This window comes from Photorhabdus asymbiotica (assembly GCF_003634575.1).
In the GTDB taxonomy this organism is placed as follows: Bacteria; Pseudomonadota; Gammaproteobacteria; order Enterobacterales; family Enterobacteriaceae; genus Photorhabdus; species Photorhabdus asymbiotica.
In genome coordinates, this window is sequence record NZ_RBLJ01000001.1 from 159,342 (window position 1) to 178,582 (window position 19,241).

The window sequence follows — 19,241 nt, forward strand, 5'->3', positions numbered from 1 at the left end:
TTATGAGTTAAGTAAGGATTCATGTGAGCACTATCCATAACATCAGTGAAAACCAGGTTTCTGGTAATAATTTTGTCCAGGATATTCAAAATGAGAAAAATTATATTCAAAAAGAAGACCCTTTGTATATTAGAGTGACGTTGTCACTCTTCACTGTAGGATTTGCCTCATTTGCTCTGCTCTATTTTATTCAACCGATTCTACCCATGTTATCAGAAGATTTTGGTGTTTCTCCGGCAACCAGTAGTTTATCTTTATCACTTTCGACTGGAATGCTGGCCTTGGGGTTATTGATAACGGGTCCTTTGTCTGATGCGATTGGCCGTAAAAATATCATGGTAACTGCGTTGTTTACCGCTGCATTTTTCACTTTACTGAGCGCATTGATGACCAGTTGGTATGGCATTCTGGTTGTACGCGTTCTGGTTGGTTTGTCCCTCAGTGGTGTCGCCGCTGTTGCGATGACTTATCTTAGTGAAGAAATTCATCCCAACTTTACTGCCTTATCAATGGGACTTTATATCAGTGGTAATTCTATTGGTGGCATGAGTGGACGATTAATATCGGGTATTATCACCGATTATTTCTCATGGCGTATTTCTGTCATCGTATTAGGTTTATTTGCATTGATTGCTGCCATTATATTTTGTCGTATGCTGCCTAAATCGTGTCATTTTCGCCCAAGCTCCCTGAAACCAAAATCTTTATTAATAAACCTGAAGTTACTTTTTCGTGATAAAGGATTGCCATTATTATTTTCTGAGGCATTTCTGCTAATGGGCAGCTTTATTACCGTGTTTAATTATATAGGTTATCGTTTACTAGACTCACCTTATCATTTTAGTCAGTCAACTGTAGGAATATTATCCATTGTCTATCTTGCTGGTACATACAGTGCATCTAAAGTTGGCGCATTAACAAGTAAATATGGACTTGGGAAAGTCTTGATCGCTACGATTAGTATGATGTTAGTTGGTATTTTTATTACCATACTATCGTCTGCGGTGATGATTATAATCGGCATAATGGTATTAACCTCCGGTTTCTTCGCGGCACATGCTGTCGCCAGCAGCTGGGTTGGGCTTCGTGCTCGCCGGGCTAAAGCCCAAGCTTCTTCTCTTTATCTCTTTTGCTACTATGCTGGCTCAAGTGTAGCAGGAACTTTTGGCGGTATATTCTGGCTTCAATTAGGTTGGAATGGAGTTGTTTTATTTATTACCATTCTTATCCTTTTAGCCTTATTTTTTGGGTTTAAACTCATTAAGCTACCTGAAGCAAAATAGTCAGTATCTGGGGGATACCTTAAGGTTTCCCTCAGATGAATTTAATAGGTGTGTTTTGCCTCTTATTAATGTGAATAAGAAATTAAAATTTAAACGTTATGACAGCAAAAACCATGCCTCCACTACCTGTCCATCCATGATATTCTCATAAAGTTTTCTCTTGAATGAATATAATATTTTTAAACCTAATTAGAGGTATTTCTCACTCAATTGACCATCTAAGATTAAATGCATATTATTCACATTAAGAATAAATCTGTATTTTACGCTTTGTAAGATAAAAATTTAATTTTCAAGAAAATACAAATGACAAAATTCAGACATTTTTAGGTATATAAATTAGTGAATTATCAATTTTTATATAATAATAGAGGCATAATTATTTAAATCAATTATAAATTAATCGCTTGCAATAAACAAGATGAATAAATTAGATTGTAATTCTTTATTAACTCTTTTTAGGATTGATCTAAAAAATTAATCATAAATAAATTTAATTAACTAAGTTCTTATTGGATCTGAGAAAAAAAGGTTTATGCTTCTGGCACCAACATATTGGTTGGGATGAAAGATAATTGGGATGAAATATAAAGGATACAATTATGAGCACAGAAAAAAATGGTTCACTTCGAGATTATTCAAAAGCTCAATTAGCCGAAGAGCTAAAACCATATTATGATGAAATTTCTCAAGAGTTGACAGAAACACAAAAAAAGAAAATAAATTTCGACACTTTTTTGGATGATGCCTATAACCAGCTACAGGCATCAAAAACTTCGGCGTTACCATTCGCTGATGAGACTTTCGAACAAAAATTTGAATCTATTAACCTTGCCGGTGTTAGTGAATGTGTCGTTGCTACAGGTGTGGTTATTTTAGATGTTTTTGGCATTATTGGTTCACTTGTTGGCATTCGGACAGAAATTGTCAGGAGTGCAACTCGCTCTATTTTAAGGGAGTTGGGACAAAGCACTCTTCATGGTTTACAGGCCACTATCCGTAATATTAGTAAAGCACCGAATGATATCGAAAAAGCGCGAGAAATTTGGGCTCTTTTTAGTCAACTTTATAACGCAATTGGCAAAGGGACAATTTTTAAGGCGTTTAAAGATGCTATGCCTTGGTACGAGTGGCTTAAAGCTGGAGTATTAATGGTAGCTCAGATTACGGCTTGGTTCGCAAGTGGTGGTCTAGCTTTTGTTGCTACTGTAGCCTTGATGACTGTTTCAATCGTTCAACTGGTTCAAGATTGCTTGAAAGCAATTGACACCTGTAAAGACATTACGCTTGCATAGTGTTAGATTGAGAACAGTTGTAAAAATCCTCCTTCATTGAAGGCGGATGAACCAATTGAATTTTCATGATTTACATTTTCACCATTAATACACTGCAATTTTTGTGGTGTATTAGTTTTTATAATTTTCCCGCGATCGTTAAAGCAGTATGAATTGTTCTGAATGGGATAAGTAAAGAAAGAGGCGCATCTAATAATGGGATAGCGCCATAACTAGCATACCACTCCGCAACACGCTCATTCTTAGCGTCAATGAGTAACGCCACGCCCCCCGCTTGAGCCGCAACTAACAAACAACGTTTACCCGCCGCAAGTAACAACTGACCGCCAAGACCTTTTCCTTGTACGGAAAGGTCGATTGCTAAACGAGCAAGTCTAAAAACAGGTACATCGTGACGAGGTAAACCACGTTTAATGACTTCTGGTGTTTGTTCATAATCAATAGAGGCAGGACTTAGACTGTAATAACCCAATACCGTTTGGGTGTTCTCACAAACAGCCAGATACGTTTTAGCACTACCTTTTTCATGATTTTGTCTTGCATGACGATATAAGAACTGATTCAGCGCATCATTACCACAATTGAAACTGTTCCTATCGTGGCTTTTACCGATAACTTCCTCATGCCAATTAATAGGCACAGAGTCTTCAACCCAGTCAGGTATAGTCATCTTTTTTTCGGTAAAGCGAAAGCCGCAGCCAACAGTCTTGCGTTAGGCTCTGGCGGGTTGTCTAAAAGTTCCATAACGCGCAAGCTGTCTCTTTCTGACAGCTTTAATCGTTCGCTGTCATCAATAACTTTCCGTGCAGCAGGTACTACATTACGAAGCACAAATTCTGTCAGATTCGTGTTCTGTAAAGTGGCCGCGCGGATTAACAGCGTTTTTTCTTCTGAAGCTATGCGAAGTGACATTCTCTCACTGGTTTCTACAAGAACTTGAGCCATACATGAACCCTCCTTTTGTGCGTATTGAAAGTGTACATGATATAAAATACCCTTTCAATGTGCGTATGGAATTATCTACAATACATTCACATTACATGATTATTTTTGAACTCTATTTATACCTGTTATCTTTCAAGTTACCTCTTTGTTGGCTGCACTCACTCACCCCGGTCACATAGTTAGCTATGCTCCCGGGGATTCGCTCCCTTGCCGTCGCGATGCATCTTGAAATCTATTGGGTATATTTAAGAATGGTTCTGTTTTCGTTGATTAAAGATTCATTTAAATGAGTTAGCCCAAAATAATGTGAGGCACAAATAGCGACGTATCTTTTGTGATTCGGCCAATATCTTCTCTTATCGATAAACCAGCAGGTCTGTCATTGATGAGCCAGCTACCGATAAGAACATGGTTATTACCGAACTTAGGTAACGGAGTATACTGTTGCACAATGTAGCCCTCTTCCCCATAAGGTCCATCGATTTTCTCAATCACTTTGCCGTCTTTATAAATACTGATATTCGAACCCTCACGGCTGAATATTGGCTTTTTGACGTAATGAGTCAAACGTTTGGCTTTCGGATCATCAGCAAAGTAAGCCTCAAGCAAGTTTGGATGTCCTGGGAACATTTCCCAAAGCAACGGCAAGATGGCTTTATTTGACGTAATGCACTTCCACATTGGCTCAAACCAGTTAACACCAGCAGTTGCCAGGTACTGAGCATATTCTTCGCGAAACATGAACTCCCACGGGTATAACTTAAACATGGAGTCGATGACTTTGCTATTGTTGTCTGTAAACTTGCCGCATTCGCTCAGGCCAATGTCTTCAACATAGACAAATTCTGTGTAAATGCCAGCATCCTTAGCACAATCAGCCATATAATCGACCGTACCCTTGTCTTCTTCTGTGCCCTTGCAGCATGCAAAATGAAGTGTGTTGAATTGCAGGGACAGTTTAAGCTCGCGGAAGCGATTCACAAGCAACTCTTGCAGGAGGTTAAATTGGTCTGCCGAACGTGGGACTTCGCCGCGATTAACTTTGTCTTCCAACCACAACCAGCCAAAAAAGCCAAGCTCATAGATAGAGGTCGGTGTATCTGAGTTGATTTCCAATAACTTAGCTGGATTTTTACCGTCATAGGCAAAATCGAGTCGGCTATAGAGACTTGGGTCTTTGCGCTGCCAAGATTCACGAACCAACTGCCACATGGTCTCTGGTATTTGGAATTTATCCATCAGTTCATCGCTGTTAACCACTCGTTCTATCACTTGAAGGCTAAGCTGGTGGATTTCCTCTGTCGGATCTTCAATGTGTTCTTCAATCTGCTCAAGAGTGAACTGATAGTAACGGTCTTCGATCCAATATGGTTCATCATCAATCGTATGGAAACCAAAACCGAATTCTTTTGCGCGCTCTTTCCAATCATGACGTGGTGTAGTTGAAATTTGTAGCATTCTTTAACCTTTCGATACTTCTTATCTGAATATCGGAGAAAATTATCGTCCAGACGTCTAATTTCGTAATTAATGATGAGCTTATGCAAAATTTTGATGACAAAGAGGCTTGATAAAAACAGCCTCCGAATTAGATGTCATAGCAGAGGCCTTAACCACCCCATCCTCCTCCCCAACTTGATTTAGCTGAGGACGTTGAGCCAAAACCACCTTTAGATTTGGTGGTTACGACGGGGTTGTCTGGGATTTTAATAAAATCTGTAGATCTCGTTGAATAGCCAGCACTTGTACCATTGTAATAGCCTGTTTCAGATTGCTGCTCTCTCTCACGATTTAGACGTTCTCTATACATCCTCTCTCGGTGCTTGCGTTCTGAATAATTTCCTATCTCGGAAGCAATATAAGCAGTCCCTAGCGTGTTTAATACTGAGTTTGTCCCAGGTATATTTTCTGTCCTCTGGGCTGAGCTTTGGAGAACTTCTGGCAAACGAACCGTTTCCAAGGGGTGTAAATAACGTTTGCTCATCTCGAACTGGATATTGTCCATATTAGAGTAGGAGCCAATGATTTTGCCATCAGCAAAAAACAGCTTACCGTACAGGTCGCTGTAGCTTGATGTTGAGGTGAATATTGGCTGGTAGAACACGTTACGGTATTGGTCAGAAAGGTTGTACTTGTTGAAATTCTCAGGCTTTACATCAGCCATCATGAAAGCAGCCATCTTTGGTCGATAACCAAGTTTGCCTGGCATCTCTTCACATTCGCCGTACTCAAGTTTACACATGGCTTCTCGCCTGAATTTCTGCGATGTACGATCTGCTTCACGTAATGCTGCCTTGTACGTGGTTTCACATTCAGCCGTGATAGTATTTTGAGGATCATTTTGGCAAGCGGCTAAATCCTTATAGATTCTGATTGATAGTTCGTCCGTTGACTGGCTACAGCTTACTATCCAACCAACACTGAGGGCTGCTAACGAAGTGAATGAGAAAGTACGCCAGTATTTACGTTTATTCTCAATGTTGATGCCTTTGCTGCGCATTCTGCGCTTTTTATTATTGCTCTTCATACAACCTCTGAATTAGTAAGTCATACAAGCCGCATTTAGAAGACCAACAGAAATTGAAACTGCTGCCAGAACTATAGCCGCTGGGACTTCATTGTTTTCAATGCGAGATACGATTTTCGGCATCATGAATAAGCGAACCATGAAGAAGCCAGCGATCTGCGCTAACAATGCAACAATGCCCCACATAACGAAATCTGTTACGCCTACGGAGTTACTGGCTGCACTTGCAATTGCGATGGTGTAACCTATCAAAGCGCCTCCCAGCGATATTGCAGCCGCTGTGTTTTTTTCTTCCTTGATCAGCTTCCACTCATCCTGTGGCGTCACCATAACGTAGATGAATTTGAATATAATGAAGAAAACAAGTGCCAGACCAAAACACAACCCAAAATTGGCCACACTGTCAATAAATTGAGTTAAAGCTTGTTCTTCATTTGCCAGTGTAATCATTTATGCCACCACTTTAAAATCTGTTTGATTAAGTTGAATACCAGTGCTCTGTACTAGCATTCTGTCTAAGTTGCTGCCTATGATCTTTTCTTCGCCAGCAATTAGAAGTTCTTCTGTTCTGTTATTTGAAACCTGACGTGTATAAACCATGATGAACTGGTCAGTTTCAGTCATGTTACCGTTCTTATGGTAGGTTTTCTCAGTCATAGCTACTGGTTTTGTATTACTCCACAACTGAGAGAACTGAGTGCCGTCGAGGTCATATTGCCCGTTCGGTGTAACGATGCCATTTTTAATCAGCGCATCCCATTGAGTTTGGGAATCGACTGGCTTGGTTTCATAGAAATACCAGAGGCTCACTTCTTTCACGCCATCATCGCTCTCACCTTCTTGAAGCACCTGGAGGTAGCCTTCATCATCGGTATAGTAGCGAACCAAACGTACATTATCACCAAGGTCAACAACACCAACGGCGCATATAAGTTGAGTTGAAGCTGCACTTTCGATGGTCAGGTCAGACTCGATCAGCTTTAGTATGAGCGGGTCTATCTCAAGTGCACCACCAATACGCAACCCCAATATTTCTGGCACTTTCGGACCAACAGGGACAACTTCCTTGCGGCCAAGTGCTTTATTAAACGCATCAGCGATTTTGGAAAACATGGAAACATCCTTTGAAGAGGAAGACCCTAAGGAGAAGGGTCTTTATTTAACAACCAGGGAATTACTTGCCAAGAATACGAGTAAGTTCGTCTTCCGCAGACGCAGAGCTTGAAGTAATACCTGCCGCTTTAAGCTTTTTGTCCAAATCACTTGAAGTTGCGCTATCGTGAAGCTCTTGCTGAGCCTCGAACTGGACAGCTTTTTCAGCTTGGCGTGCCTTGATACGTTCAAGCGAATCAAGAGCAGTAGATGTTTTAGAAGACGCTCCAATGACAGAATTGTGAGTAGCAGCCTGTGCTTTTTGTACCTGTTCAGTTGCCTTAACAAGATCCACTTGATTCTCAAGCTGGGACACTTTTTCTTTCGCTTCTTGTACCGTGCGGCGAAGGGTAGCTTCAGATTTCTTGAAAGATTCAAGTTGTAATTGTTCTGTTTCCAACTCACCACGCAGGTTTGCAACTTTCTGAGCACATTCTAAAGCAAGCCCATTGTCACCTTTATTAGCCGCAGAACGAGCGTGATTTTCATATTCAGTGATACTGGTTCCGATAGATGAAACTTTTCGCTCTGCCATTTTGCGCTTAGCGATAATACTAATCAGGCTCTCATCAGCAAGGCGGATTTCTGCTTTCGCTTCACGAATTTCCTGATCAAGAATGGTCAACGCGTTTCCATCAGCTACAGCTTCTGCCGCATTGTTTACAGTCCCTTTAATTGCTTTAAAAAGCTTTTTCCATACACTACTCATAATATTTTCACCCTATATTGTTATTTTAGAAACTCAGAATACGCATCAAGAAGCTCCGTAATGTTGGTGAACAACATAGAAACTTCGATGACAACACTATCCACTTTTGATTCTGAAGATAACGCACCAAAAGCTGTATAGTAAGATTGACCATCTACGGCAGTAATTCCAACAGAAGTCAGAGGAATCATCTTATGTGTTTCTAAAATGAACTTATTTAAGGCCGCTGTATCCGAAACATATTCTTCCGAGAACAGCAACGCTTCTACTGTAATTTGTTTTCCACAGATGGCTAAATGCGCTTTAACGCCATCTTCGTTAGTAATTACGAGACATTCACCTGTTTGCTCTACAGTCCAATTGTTGTCAGACTTTTTAAGCGCAGTTATTACTTGATTTAATTCCAAGCTACTTACTCCAATAGTTTGTGCGGTTTTCCTGTCGCAATCCGTATTTTACGGCACTAATTTTAACAAATATCGCATCCAGATAAATAGTAGAACACTTAAATAGTTCAATTCGGTTTTGAGCTATCAGAACTACCGTCAAATAATACAGGATCACTAACCGGATTATCTATCCTGTAATTCACCAAAACGTTTTATGCCTCACCCCCTTCTATCAACAACGAGATTAATTGATTTATCTTCTATGATATCGAAGGCTTATCCATCTAACTGGGTTAGACAGGTAGTTATTTTATTAGTTCAATGGAACAGCATTATATTGCTGCTATCCCCATATACCCTTCATCTTTCAAGCTGCTGCTTTGTTGGTTGCTTTCACGCACCCCTTATCTATGCTCCTGGGGATGCGTTCACTTGCCGCCGCGCTGTAACTTGAAATCTATTAGGTATAAACAGATGAATTTGCCAGTCAAATACCATGCTAGGAACTATTGTTTGGATGACTTAGTTCATACTTTGCACATGGCCCTGAATATCCTCAGTAAAATAGTCTGACAGTGATACATTCCCATACTGTAGATACGTGTTTTTAAGTGAGTAGACACACCATTCAAAACGCCCAAATTGTCTTTTTTATCAGCAAGGTAGAATAAATTATAGAAATCATGTCTTTTTATATTATAAAAAATAATAACAGGCACTTTTAGAGCAAAATTTCAATACCTTAATGTAATTAGATTGCTAACCAATTTATGAAATGGATAATCATATATATTCTTATAAACTTAATAATTAAGTCCCGGGGCTTTGTTTGTCATAGAGTAATTATCCTGTCTAATGGAGGGCACTATTATGTACAAACATAAAGTGAGAATGATGACTTTAGCCACCACGGTAACCGCAGCTTTATTTAATGGTGTATGGGCTCATGGTTATATTGATAGTCCAGGAAGTCGAGCATTCCTTTGTTCTGCACAGGGAAATAAACAAAATACCGATTGCGGGTTGGTGGAATATGAGCCTCAATCTCTTGAAGCTAAGAAAGGCTTCCCGCAAGCTGGTCCAGAAGATGGTCATATTGCCAGTGCTGGTATTGGTCACTTCGGCGCGTTGGATGTTCAAACAGCAGAGCGCTGGAAGAAAATTCCCATTACTACCGGTGATATTGAGTTCAAATGGGAAATTGTAATCCAACACAAGACTTCAAGTTGGGAATATTTTATTACTAAATTAGACTGGGACCCCAATAAGCCTTTAACCAGAGAGCAATTTAATAGTACACCTTTCTGTTTTGAGGATTACCAGGAAAAAATGCCGGGGAATAAAGTTATTAATAAATGTACTTTGCCAGAAGGTTATCAAGGCTACCACGTTATATTAGGTGTCTGGACAGTTGCAGATACCCTGAATGCATTTTACCAAGTGATTGATACAACCATTAACCCAGCCTGATATCCAGTATGTTATGAAATAATGATTATCGGGAACAGCAGGATGCTGTTCCTTTTAATTTTATATTTAGCTTAAATGATGAAAGTACGTTGTAGTAGCCAGCAGGCCGTAATAAACAGAGTAACAGCAACAACGGCCTCTATAATGCGGTGCTGCCACGGCTGCGATATGAGGGCAGATAACCTATGCGAACTATAAGCCAGGCCATAGAACCATATAGACGAAGCTGCCAGTGCGCCAGCCACGAACAAAATTCGATGACTAACTGGATAAGGTGCTGCGGTTGATCCCAAGATGACGATAGTTTCCAGCAAAGCTAAAGGATTTAGGAACGAGAGAACAAGTCCACGTTTCACCATGCCAGAAGCATTGGTATTTTGTCGCTCACCAAAGGTAATCACCACCTCACTCTTTCTCATAGACCGACGCCCTGCTTGAAGCGCCAGGAATAGAAGAAACACAATGGTGAATGACATCAAAGCCATAGTTATTTCTCGGTTTAACGCAATAATACTTCCAACACCTAATGCACCGATGGTAATTAGGATCGCATCACAAACGACAAACACTGAGGCAAGCAGGACAACACGGTCGTTTAACAGGCCAACCCGAAGGATCTCTATATTTTGGGGACCAATTGAAATGACCAGTCCTAAGCACAAGATAAAACCATTAATTAAGGCTAACATAATCTTTCCAAAGCATTGTTTTGATCTCACCCGGGATGTCTAGATTTGCTGGAAAATCAGGATAATGTATTGTTTTTCCATCGCGTTCAAAAATCGCTATCCCACGTTCAGCATCGTAATGTGTCATATCTTCTCGACGCACTCGCACTTTTCCTACTTTTGTATCCATAACAAACCGCGTGGAATTAATCCAAGATGGGCTACGCCAGTTCAGCTCATTAATGATATTCCTCAAGCGAGCTAAACTTATACTGAACAGTGCCGAAAAGTTAATTGGATCGGGGATAAAAACAGAGAGGTTTCTAATTCCAAGACAATCGAGTGTTTTAAGATGTCTTCTCAATACTTCAGGATGGTCATTTATTTGTCGAAGTATTGGAAACTGGTTGTAGCATCGTATTCCTGTGTCTTGAATGCGTTTTATCGTCTTTCGGACCACTTCGCAAAGTTCATACGGGTGCGTTAAATGAAATACAAGACGCACTCCGGCGGATGCAAGGAGCCTTAATTTTTCATCGCTCTTAAAAACCTGCGGGAAGTAGCTAATGGTCTTTGTATGGATTCGGATCGATTTAACTTGTGCATGGGATTTTATTGCAGAAATAATGCTTTGCAATGATTCCATGGGAAGTGTCATTGGATCGCCACCGGATAGGATCACTTCTTGTATATCAGGATGCATACTAAGGTAGGAATCCAATTCCAATATCGCCTTATCAAGCACTGTTTTTCCAGTTTCGTGTTGTTCGGAAAGAACATCTTGGCGAAAGCAATACTGACAGTGAGATACACACGTGGAAGTAGGCATAAATAGCGCCCGATTTCGGTATTTCTGGATAATATTGCCGGGAGCGTCTTCAGGCATATTTTCGCGGTCATCTACAAAATAGGCCACTTCACCAGGAGCACACACCAATAAGCGCTCTTTTGTCGGATAAACCATCCGATGAAGTGGGCCTTCAGTGTGGCCTAATGTGGCAACTTCCTCATCAATTTTTTGCTGAAAGAACCTTGTCACCTTAATCGGCAAAAGATTATCGTAAGCATTTTGTAACCTAAATTGTTCATTAATTTTTACCTGTTGAGCTGGGCTTGTGCGTGAATGTCCAAAGTTTTTTTCGATTACCAAATTATTCATAATATTGACCTCCGAAGAAACATCGGTACAGCGGCCTACCCCGCGGGCGGGTTACCGCGATTCTTTCTAAGCATAAGACAATCAATGTCGTTACACTATTGGAAAGACTATTTATGTGATACGGATATTCAATTAGTTTTGTTTAGCTTTTTTTATGAACAGGCGAGTTTGATGTTTATGTTTTTTGTTTTATACTAAAAAGTATGTTGTAACTAAAGGCGTTACTTAGATGAATAAATACTTATCAATTGAAAATTTGAATAGTTGCTTTCAAAAACAAGAAAGCAAATTGAAACAATTGAATGAACTCCTTCACCATTATTCTTTACTGGCTGCCCATGTATTTGTTCTGCCAAATGTGGAAAAAGGCAGTGAACATGATCCAATAACAGAAATAACGGTTAATAAAATAACAGGTAATGAAGCATTAGATTTAGGTTTAAACCATTATCTGAAGTTATTTATCCATCACAATAATCAAAATATCAGCAGTAAAGCGGCAGTTCGCCTTCCCGGTGTATTATGTTTTTCTGTAAATCAACTACAATATCACTCTGCTTTATCTTTGATTGAAGAAATTAATAAACTAAAAGCGGAACTTGAACATATCGTAACCATTCAATCAGGTGTGAATAAAGAACAGAGGTTTGAGTTTGTGCATAATCAATTACATGGGTTGATTACACTAAACGCCTACAGAACCATCACTCCCCTGCTTAATCCTGATTCCGTTCATTTTGGTTGGGCAAATAAAAACATCATCAATAAAGTTACAAAAGATCAAATTCTGCAACGTTTGGAGAAAAGTTATCACTCTGGGCGTGCGGTTTCCCCTTATTCCCGAGAACAATGGGCAGAATTAGTTGCCAGAGAAATCACCGACATAAAAAAATTGTCCGACGATGTAGTTTTAAAAATAAAACGCCCAGTAAAAGTGCAACCTATTGCACGAGTCTGGTATACCGATCAACAAAAGCAAGTGCAATATGCTTGTCCTCTGCCAATAATTGCATTTTATGTTAACTATGGCGATAACAAACCAAAGATAGGTGAACTTAGTGGTTACAATGCTAATGCAATAGTGCATCGTCATAAACCCAAAGCTAAACCACTGGAACTGATTATTCCCAGACTGCATTTATATCGTGAAATTTAAATGAAAATCAGCCAACAATAATTGCAGGACAAGAGAATTGTCCTGCAAGAAGACCGAGTGTTTAACAGAACAAATTATGATGCAAAAATAATTTCTTCAGAAAAACCTACCCTAGAAATTAATTCACAAATATTTATACTCTATGGATTTCAAGATGCATCGCGACGGCAAGGGAGCGAATCCCCAGGAGCATAGATAACTATGTGACTGGGGTGAGTGAGTGCAGCCAACAAAGAGGCAACTTGAAAGATAACGGGTATAGAGAGAATACACAATCTTCTTAATCCAAGGGGCATACCCGAATAATATGACCGTCGGGATCTTCAACAAGGAAAGTACGACCAAAAACTTCAGTGTAAGGTTCTTGCACAATCTTGATATCGGGGTTCTTCTGCCATGCTGCAAAAAGGCGATCTACATCTTCGCTGGATGGCAACATAATACCGATCTCAGAGAACCGCGGAACGGCAACATCTGGCTTTGTTCCCCCCGACCAAATGGCAAACAATGCTTCGCCGTCCGCAGAAAATGCCACATAACGGGGACTGGAAAACACCGGCTCAGCATTGAAAAGTGTCTGGTAAAAAGCCGTCGAACGTTCAATATCAGATACGTAGACAAGTTGAAGGTTAGGTTTAGAGGATATTGTCATTATGTAATTCTCATGTAAGTTTGAATTATCTAAGAGAGTAAAAATAAATTGTCATAGAGTTTGCTATGCTCCCGGGGATTGGCTTCCTTGCCGCCGCGCTGCAACTTGAAATCTATTGGGTATAAATCGACTCTAATTAACGTGATCTTTGATTAAGATTCCAGTATTCGAGTGTATGGGGTGCGCTAATGCCAAAGATATCGCAAATTTTTATTATCATATAATCAAAATCATTTTTACTACCAACAAAGACATCAGGGAATTCTTTTAGGATTTTATTTGTTTTATCAAACTCCATTTCTGTTGCTTCTGTTTTAAAAAACATTTGCTTATAAGATGGCTCAATAATATTGATTTGATCTTTGCTCAAAACAAAATAGTGCTCTTTAGATGGGTTGACTTTTTCATAATATTTATCGTCAATATATTTCAATACTTCGTCGGAACATTCTCCACAATACCCCTTTCTACTTTCGAGGAGGATTTTCCGCTCATATGGGTTTTGCTGGTAATAATCAAACCCGAACATTTCATTGTTTTTTATAATGATATCATTTAATCGAGCTTCTACTTTATTGTTCAGCATTTCTGCTGTGTCATTATCACTTCCGTAGGAGGTATGCATGTCTACTCTCCGGGGAAGTGAACCTTCACTGCTACTGATTTTGGCTGAGATATATTGATAATTCGATACTGGCCCTAACATGTAGTTTATCCTTCTTGGATTCAAAAAATAGTAAGTGGATTATAATTCACAGCCAAAATTCAGTATACTAAAAAGGAGTATGAGTTTTTCAGAATAAAGCCCTATACCGGGGAATACGAAACTACTACATCAACTTCTTCATTTTAAGGCAAATCAGACTGTATGTATATACAGTCATTATAATTTATCCTCAAATCACTTGTTATTTGACCTAATCAGGTCATCTGTCTATTATAAAATTGACAAATGACTAACGAGGTGCTTATGCAAGTTTTTACACCAAGCCATAAAGTCCAAAGTCCTTCCCCACTTTGGCGAACAGTGGGTTTCCCTTCAAGCAGCGGGCCACATTTGAATGCGGTATTAAACGAAGGGCTACCAGTAACGATAGTTGAGAAAATACAAAATTGGTCCACATTCGGTAAAGGAGATATCCTGCGGATTGCTGGTATTCAAATACGCAGCTATTCAAGACGCCGTTCAGGCAAAGGTAAATTCACGGCTGATGAAAGTCAGCGGATTGCCCGATTCGTTCGTGTAATGGATTACGCTGTGGATCTATTTAACGGTGACAAAGATAAAGCAACTCAGTGGATGAAGCGCCCAATCCGAGGTTTAGGATACGTAACACCTGAATCAATGCTTGATACAGAAAGTGGAGCGTTAGATGTCATGAATCTCATAGGAAGAATTGAGCACGGGATTGTATCGTGATCCTATACCGACTTACCCGTTCAAAGTATGTCGAATCAGCATGGAGCGGTACTGGGGCAAAACTGTATGGTGGCCGCTGGCATAATATAGGAAGACCAGCGGTCTATGTTGCCACTTCTATTTCTCTTGCTGTGCTGGAAGTACTTGTCCATGTAGGAGACGATGAGCTTCTCGCTGATTTTTCGCTGTTAAGTATCGATATCCCCGAAAACCAAATTGATATTTTAAACCTTGATACATTACCGCCTGATTGGAATGATCCCATACCTCCTGCTTGCACTATGGAAATAGGCAGTGAATGGTTCGAAGTTAGTCATTCCATTGGTCTGATGGTTCCCTCTGCCATCGTCCCTTATGAAAATAACGTCATGTTGAACCCCATGGCGAAAGATTTTCATCAGTATATCAATACAGTTAAACACCTTGATTTCGGCATTGATTCCCGATTGGTAAAGACAAAAAATAATCTGAGATAGTAAAACAAAAAACCGGAGCACCTGTCTCCAGTTAGTTTTTCATGGTTAAAGCAGCATGCAAAAAGGGGTAGCTGCGATAACTGCCAACAAATGCAAGGCTGGCGTAGCCCCGCATTTACTATTGTTTAATACTTTGAAGTGACCTGCGACATTTCTTCCTGCTCGCCATATAAAACAATCCCAGACGTGTCGATTTGATTTTCCAACTGACGCAGGTCATAAGCGCTCTGGAGACGCAGCCAAAACTCAGGTGTACTTCCCAGCGCTGCGGCAATACGAATTGCCAATGGTGGAGTTAACGCAGTTTTACCGGCAAGAAAACGCGATACCGTAGCGGGTGTTACTCCAATATTGAGTGCAAAGCGACGACCACTAACACCCATGTCCTCTAAATCTCTGGCTATAATCTCTCCAGGATGGGAAATTTTAAATTGTCTCATTAGTGATAATCCTCATAATTCAAAATGTAAGCATCACCGTTAATGAACTGAAAAGTAATGCGCCAGTTAGCCCGGACAGTAATAGACCAGTAACCTTCGCGATCTCCTTTCAACGGGTGAAGTTTATAGATTTGACGGTTTAACTCACCTATTTCATTTGCCGCATCAATAGCCTGTAAACGGTCGTTAATCCTCTCGGCATCCTGCGCCAGTACACCAGAAGTAATCCCTTTTTCAAAAAGTTGCTTCAACCCTTTGTGCTTGAATGATTTAATCATCGTCCTATCCGTATTACATGGTGTGTAATAGCATACGACAATGTTACACGTCATACAATAGTCACAATAAGTCAATTATCGCAGTAAAACAAAAAACCGGAGCGCCAGTCTCCGGTTAGTTTTTCATGGTTAAAGCAGCAATTATTTCAAGCTGCCAACCATATCTTCAGGACGAACCCACTCGTCAAACTCAGCTTCTGTCAGATAACCCAATTTCATTGCTGATTGTTTCAATGTCAGCCCTTCTTTATGCGCTTTCTTGGCAATCTCAGCTGCTTTGTCATAACCAATATGCGTATTCAGCGCGGTTACCAGCATCAAAGATTCGTTCAACAATTGAGTGATCCGATCACGGTTAGGCTCGATACCTATAGCGCAATGCTCATTGAAGCTACGCATACCATCAGCCAGTAAGCGGATAGATTGCAAGAAGTTATCAATAACCATTGGGCGGAACACGTTCAGTTCAAAGTTGCCAGATGCTCCACCAATATTGATAGCAACATCATTACCCATCACTTGAGCACAAAGCATAGTGACTGCTTCGCATTGAGTCGGGTTAACTTTACCTGGCATGATTGAGCTGCCTGGTTCGTTTTCAGGAATTGAAATTTCACCAATACCACAGCGTGGGCCAGAAGCCAGCCAGCGAACGTCGTTGGCAATCTTCATCATTGAAGCCGCCAGACCTTTCAATGCACCGTGTGAATGAACCAGTGCATCACAGGTAGCCAGAGCTTCAAATTTATTTGGTGCAGTGACAAACGGATGGCTGGTTAATTCAGCCAGCTTCTTAGCCACGCGAACGGCATACTCAGGATGCGTATTCAGACCAGTACCTACCGCTGTACCACCTAGTGCCAATTCACAAACATGAGGAATAGTGTCTTCAATGTGTTTCAGGTTATGAGTCAGCATGGCTGCCCAGCCGGAAATTTCCTGACCAAGTGTTAGTGGCGTCGCATCTTGCAAGTGAGTACGCCCAATTTTGACGATATCCTTGTAAGCTTCAGCTTTATCAGCCAGTGTTTTTTGTAATACTTTCAGCTCAGGGATAAGGTGTTCACGCAGCGCGATAACTGCGGCAACATGCATCGCGGTTGGGAAAACATCGTTAGAACTCTGGCTCTTATTGACATCATCGTTAGGATGGATAAGACGTTCACTACCCCGTACCCCGCCAAGAATCTCGCTACCACGGTTCGCCAACACTTCGTTCATATTCATGTTACTTTGTGTTCCGGAACCGGTCTGCCAGATAGCAAGCGGAAATTCTGTTGAATGTTTACCTTCCAGCACTTCTTTTGCGGCAGCAATAATTGCGTCACCCCGCTCTTTCGGCAGAAGACCCAAATCCATATTTACACTAGCCGCAGCCTGTTTGGTTAATGCAAGAGCGTGGATCAATGCAACCGGCATTTTCTCCTGCGAAATGCGGAAATGCTCCAGCGAGCGTTGAGTTTGCGCTCCCCATAATTGGTCAGCAGGTACTTCGATAGGCCCCATTGAGTCTTTTTCAATGCGAGTGGCTGCCATTACTATCTCTCCTTAACACACAGAATAATCGAATATGCATATACCCTTCATCCTTCAAGTTGCTGCTTTGTTGGCTGCTTTCACTCACCCCAGTCACATAGTTATCTATGCTCCTGGGGATTCGTTCACTTGCCGCCGCGCTGCAACTCGAAATTTATTGGGTATATACCCTTCATCTTTCAAATCACTGCTTTGTTGGCTGCGTTCACTTACCCCTGTCACATCGTTATCTATGCTCCTGGGGATACGTTCACTTGCCGCCACGCTGTAAATTGAAATCTATTGGGTATAGCATTCTGTTATCATGCCATATATTAGTTCCTGATTATGCCGACCAAGTCGTGTTTATCGTATTGTAGTCGCAAGGAAATAGATTGATTTTTTTAAAAAGAGAGTAACGGCCATGTTTAAGATGATAAATCAGATCCAGCACTATTCCTGGGGAAGTCAAACTGCCCTGACTGATATTTATGGTGTTGAAAATCCAGATAATCTGCCAATGGCTGAATTATGGATGGGCGCTCATCCTAAAAGCAGTTCAATTGTCGTCAATCCTGAAACGGGGAAACCGGTTGCCCTAAATGAATTAATAGCCGGTGATCCGGAAAAATATCTAGGAAAAGAAGTTGCAGATAAATTTCACCGTTTACCTTTCTTATTTAAAATTTTGTGTGCAGCTCAACCGCTCTCTATTCAGGTTCATCCCGATAAGAAATCCGCAGAAGAGGGTTTTGCCAAAGAGAATACCGCGGGTATTCCACTAGATTCACCGGAAAGAAATTACAAAGACGATAACCATAAACCCGAATTGGTTTATGCCCTGACTCCTTTCCGGGCAATCAATGGATTTCGGCCATTAAACGAAATCGTACAATTATTGGAATTTGTTACTGCGGCGCATCCCAAGATTCGATTTTTTATCCAAAAACCGGATGAACAGAATCTTGCTTTTTTATTTTGCCAATTACTCAATATGAGCGGCAAACAAAAACAGCTGGCTCTCGGCGTATTAAAATCAGCATTAAACAGCCGCATCGGAGAACCCTGGGATACCATTAAAAAAATGGCAGAGTTTTATCCTGACGACAATGGTCTGTTTACCCCGCTTTTGTTAAACGTTATTGAGCTTGAACCAGGCCAGGCTATGTTTTTATGCGCCCGCACGCCTCACGCTTATCTGGAAGGCGTTGCGCTTGAAGTCATGGCAAACTCAGATAATGTTCTGCGGGCTGGCTTGACCAATAAACATATGGATATTCCTGAGTTAATGGCAAACCTCGATTTTGTACCAAAACCAGTAAACACATTATTAACCCTGCCAAAACAGCAAAAAACAGCGCAGAACTTCCCGGTTCCCATCAATGATTTTGCATTTTCTATTTATCCTTTATCAGAACAGCCAATTGCTCTTGAGAACAATTCAGCATCAATTGTTTTTTGTGTTGAAGGTCAAACAGTTATACAATCTGGCGAACACCAATTAAGAATTTTCCCAGGTGAATCGGTATTTATATCTGCTACCGAGAAAGTTGTGACTATTCACGGTAATGGTTTTACCGCTCGGGTTTTTAATTAATAATATACGCTAATCTGGGTCTAAAACTTATTCACAGGCTGTTAAACACGACTTAAACTCCAAGCTGTGTCAACGGCCATTTTATACTAGAAGAGTACATATTATCCGCT

At 40.6% G+C, this 19,241-nt stretch carries 22 protein-coding genes; 7 read left to right on the plus strand and 15 right to left on the minus strand.

The genetic code is table 11. From position 1 onward, the window contains the following. Window positions 1-41: 41 nt before the first annotated feature. Together BDD30_RS00560 and BDD30_RS00565 are read left to right on the plus strand one after the other, a co-directional pair. Window positions 42-1,283: an MFS transporter gene (locus BDD30_RS00560; RefSeq protein WP_231849232.1), complete on the plus strand. Its 1,242-nt coding sequence runs from the start codon at window positions 42-44 to the stop codon at window positions 1,281-1,283. Window positions 1,284-1,885: 602 nt separating this feature from the next. After that, window positions 1,886-2,578: a hypothetical protein gene (locus tag BDD30_RS00565; protein ID WP_015834315.1), complete on the plus strand. Its 693-nt coding sequence runs from the start codon at window positions 1,886-1,888 to the stop codon at window positions 2,576-2,578. 118 nt (window positions 2,579-2,696) lie between these two features. Here BDD30_RS00565 and BDD30_RS00570 read toward each other — a convergent pair whose 3' ends face one another. The 8 genes from BDD30_RS00570 to BDD30_RS00605 form a co-directional block, all read right to left on the minus strand. Further along, window positions 2,697-3,248: a hypothetical protein gene (locus tag BDD30_RS00570; protein ID WP_015834314.1), complete on the minus strand. Its 552-nt coding sequence runs from the start codon at window positions 3,246-3,248 to the stop codon at window positions 2,697-2,699. Then, the gene (locus BDD30_RS00575) at window positions 3,245-3,523 is read right to left on the minus strand and encodes a type II toxin-antitoxin system TacA family antitoxin (protein WP_015834313.1); all 279 of its coding nucleotides are present in this window, start codon (window positions 3,521-3,523) and stop codon (window positions 3,245-3,247) included. The genes BDD30_RS00570 and BDD30_RS00575 overlap by 4 nt, the downstream gene beginning before the upstream one ends. Window positions 3,524-3,814: 291 nt before the next feature. After that, window positions 3,815-4,981, minus strand: a complete 1,167-nt coding sequence (locus BDD30_RS00580; protein WP_015834312.1) for a glutathionylspermidine synthase family protein — start codon at window positions 4,979-4,981, stop codon at window positions 3,815-3,817. A 151-nt stretch (window positions 4,982-5,132) separates the two neighbouring features. Then, a complete protein-coding gene (locus BDD30_RS00585; RefSeq protein ID WP_015834311.1) occupies window positions 5,133-6,050 on the minus strand; it encodes a DUF1190 domain-containing protein in 918 nt (305 codons plus the stop codon). Window positions 6,051-6,062: 12 nt separating this feature from the next. Continuing rightward, window positions 6,063-6,500 carry a DUF350 domain-containing protein gene (locus tag BDD30_RS00590; RefSeq protein WP_015834310.1) on the minus strand — a complete coding sequence of 146 codons (438 nt, stop codon included), beginning with the start codon at window positions 6,498-6,500 and terminating at the stop codon, window positions 6,063-6,065. Beyond that, the gene (locus tag BDD30_RS00595) at window positions 6,501-7,163 is read right to left on the minus strand and encodes a YjfK family protein (RefSeq protein WP_015834309.1); all 663 of its coding nucleotides are present in this window, start codon (window positions 7,161-7,163) and stop codon (window positions 6,501-6,503) included. It lies immediately after the preceding gene. A 61-nt stretch (window positions 7,164-7,224) separates the two neighbouring features. After that, the gene (locus BDD30_RS00600; RefSeq protein WP_015834308.1) at window positions 7,225-7,911 is read right to left on the minus strand and encodes a PspA/IM30 family protein; all 687 of its coding nucleotides are present in this window, start codon (window positions 7,909-7,911) and stop codon (window positions 7,225-7,227) included. Between the two features lie 20 nt (window positions 7,912-7,931). Continuing rightward, window positions 7,932-8,318 (minus strand): DUF2170 family protein, encoded by a 387-nt coding sequence (locus tag BDD30_RS00605; protein WP_015834307.1) that lies wholly within the window; start codon window positions 8,316-8,318, stop codon window positions 7,932-7,934. Window positions 8,319-9,170: 852 nt separating this feature from the next. Between BDD30_RS00605 and BDD30_RS00610 the strand changes: the two genes are divergently transcribed. After that, window positions 9,171-9,770 carry a lytic polysaccharide monooxygenase gene (locus BDD30_RS00610; RefSeq protein WP_015834306.1) on the plus strand — a complete coding sequence of 200 codons (600 nt, stop codon included), beginning with the start codon at window positions 9,171-9,173 and terminating at the stop codon, window positions 9,768-9,770. 71 nt (window positions 9,771-9,841) lie between these two features. Here the strand turns inward: BDD30_RS00610 and BDD30_RS00615 are convergent, their stop codons facing one another. Further along, window positions 9,842-10,459 carry a LysE/ArgO family amino acid transporter gene (locus BDD30_RS00615; protein WP_015834305.1) on the minus strand — a complete coding sequence of 206 codons (618 nt, stop codon included), beginning with the start codon at window positions 10,457-10,459 and terminating at the stop codon, window positions 9,842-9,844. Next, a complete protein-coding gene (locus BDD30_RS00620) occupies window positions 10,443-11,597 on the minus strand; it encodes a radical SAM protein (protein ID WP_015834304.1) in 1,155 nt (384 codons plus the stop codon). Before BDD30_RS00620 ends, BDD30_RS00615 begins: the two co-directional genes overlap by 17 nt. Before the next feature lie 229 nt (window positions 11,598-11,826). On the opposite strand from BDD30_RS00620, the gene tus reads away from it, so the two are divergent. Continuing rightward, window positions 11,827-12,753 (plus strand): DNA replication terminus site-binding protein, encoded by a 927-nt coding sequence (tus, locus tag BDD30_RS00625; protein WP_015834303.1) that lies wholly within the window; start codon window positions 11,827-11,829, stop codon window positions 12,751-12,753. 280 nt (window positions 12,754-13,033) lie between these two features. Here the strand turns inward: tus and BDD30_RS00630 are convergent, their stop codons facing one another. Both BDD30_RS00630 and BDD30_RS00635 read right to left on the minus strand, forming a co-directional pair. Continuing rightward, window positions 13,034-13,405: a VOC family protein gene (locus tag BDD30_RS00630; RefSeq protein WP_015834301.1), complete on the minus strand. Its 372-nt coding sequence runs from the start codon at window positions 13,403-13,405 to the stop codon at window positions 13,034-13,036. 136 nt (window positions 13,406-13,541) lie between these two features. Beyond that, window positions 13,542-14,111, minus strand: a complete 570-nt coding sequence (locus tag BDD30_RS00635) for a hypothetical protein (protein ID WP_015834300.1) — start codon at window positions 14,109-14,111, stop codon at window positions 13,542-13,544. Window positions 14,112-14,375: 264 nt separating this feature from the next. Between BDD30_RS00635 and xre the strand changes: the two genes are divergently transcribed. Together xre and BDD30_RS00645 are read left to right on the plus strand one after the other, a co-directional pair. After that, window positions 14,376-14,825, plus strand: a complete 450-nt coding sequence (gene xre, locus BDD30_RS00640; protein ID WP_015834299.1) for a type II toxin-antitoxin system antitoxin Xre — start codon at window positions 14,376-14,378, stop codon at window positions 14,823-14,825. Continuing rightward, the gene (locus tag BDD30_RS00645) at window positions 14,822-15,301 is read left to right on the plus strand and encodes an RES family NAD+ phosphorylase (RefSeq protein WP_015834298.1); all 480 of its coding nucleotides are present in this window, start codon (window positions 14,822-14,824) and stop codon (window positions 15,299-15,301) included. The genes xre and BDD30_RS00645 overlap by 4 nt, the downstream gene beginning before the upstream one ends. Before the next feature lie 125 nt (window positions 15,302-15,426). Here BDD30_RS00645 and BDD30_RS00650 read toward each other — a convergent pair whose 3' ends face one another. From BDD30_RS00650 to fumC, 3 genes are all read right to left on the minus strand, one after another. After that, on the minus strand, window positions 15,427-15,741 hold the full coding sequence (locus BDD30_RS00650; RefSeq protein ID WP_015834297.1) for a HigA family addiction module antitoxin: 315 nt from the start codon (window positions 15,739-15,741) through the stop codon (window positions 15,427-15,429). Beyond that, window positions 15,741-16,019 (minus strand): type II toxin-antitoxin system RelE/ParE family toxin, encoded by a 279-nt coding sequence (locus tag BDD30_RS00655; RefSeq protein ID WP_015834296.1) that lies wholly within the window; start codon window positions 16,017-16,019, stop codon window positions 15,741-15,743. Before BDD30_RS00655 ends, BDD30_RS00650 begins: the two co-directional genes overlap by 1 nt. A gap of 141 nt (window positions 16,020-16,160) precedes the next feature. Beyond that, a complete protein-coding gene (gene fumC / locus BDD30_RS00660; protein ID WP_015834295.1) occupies window positions 16,161-17,555 on the minus strand; it encodes a class II fumarate hydratase in 1,395 nt (464 codons plus the stop codon). Window positions 17,556-17,958: 403 nt separating this feature from the next. On the opposite strand from fumC, the gene manA reads away from it, so the two are divergent. After that, a complete protein-coding gene (gene manA / locus BDD30_RS00670; protein ID WP_015834293.1) occupies window positions 17,959-19,131 on the plus strand; it encodes a mannose-6-phosphate isomerase in 1,173 nt (390 codons plus the stop codon). Window positions 19,132-19,241: the final 110 nt, after the last annotated feature.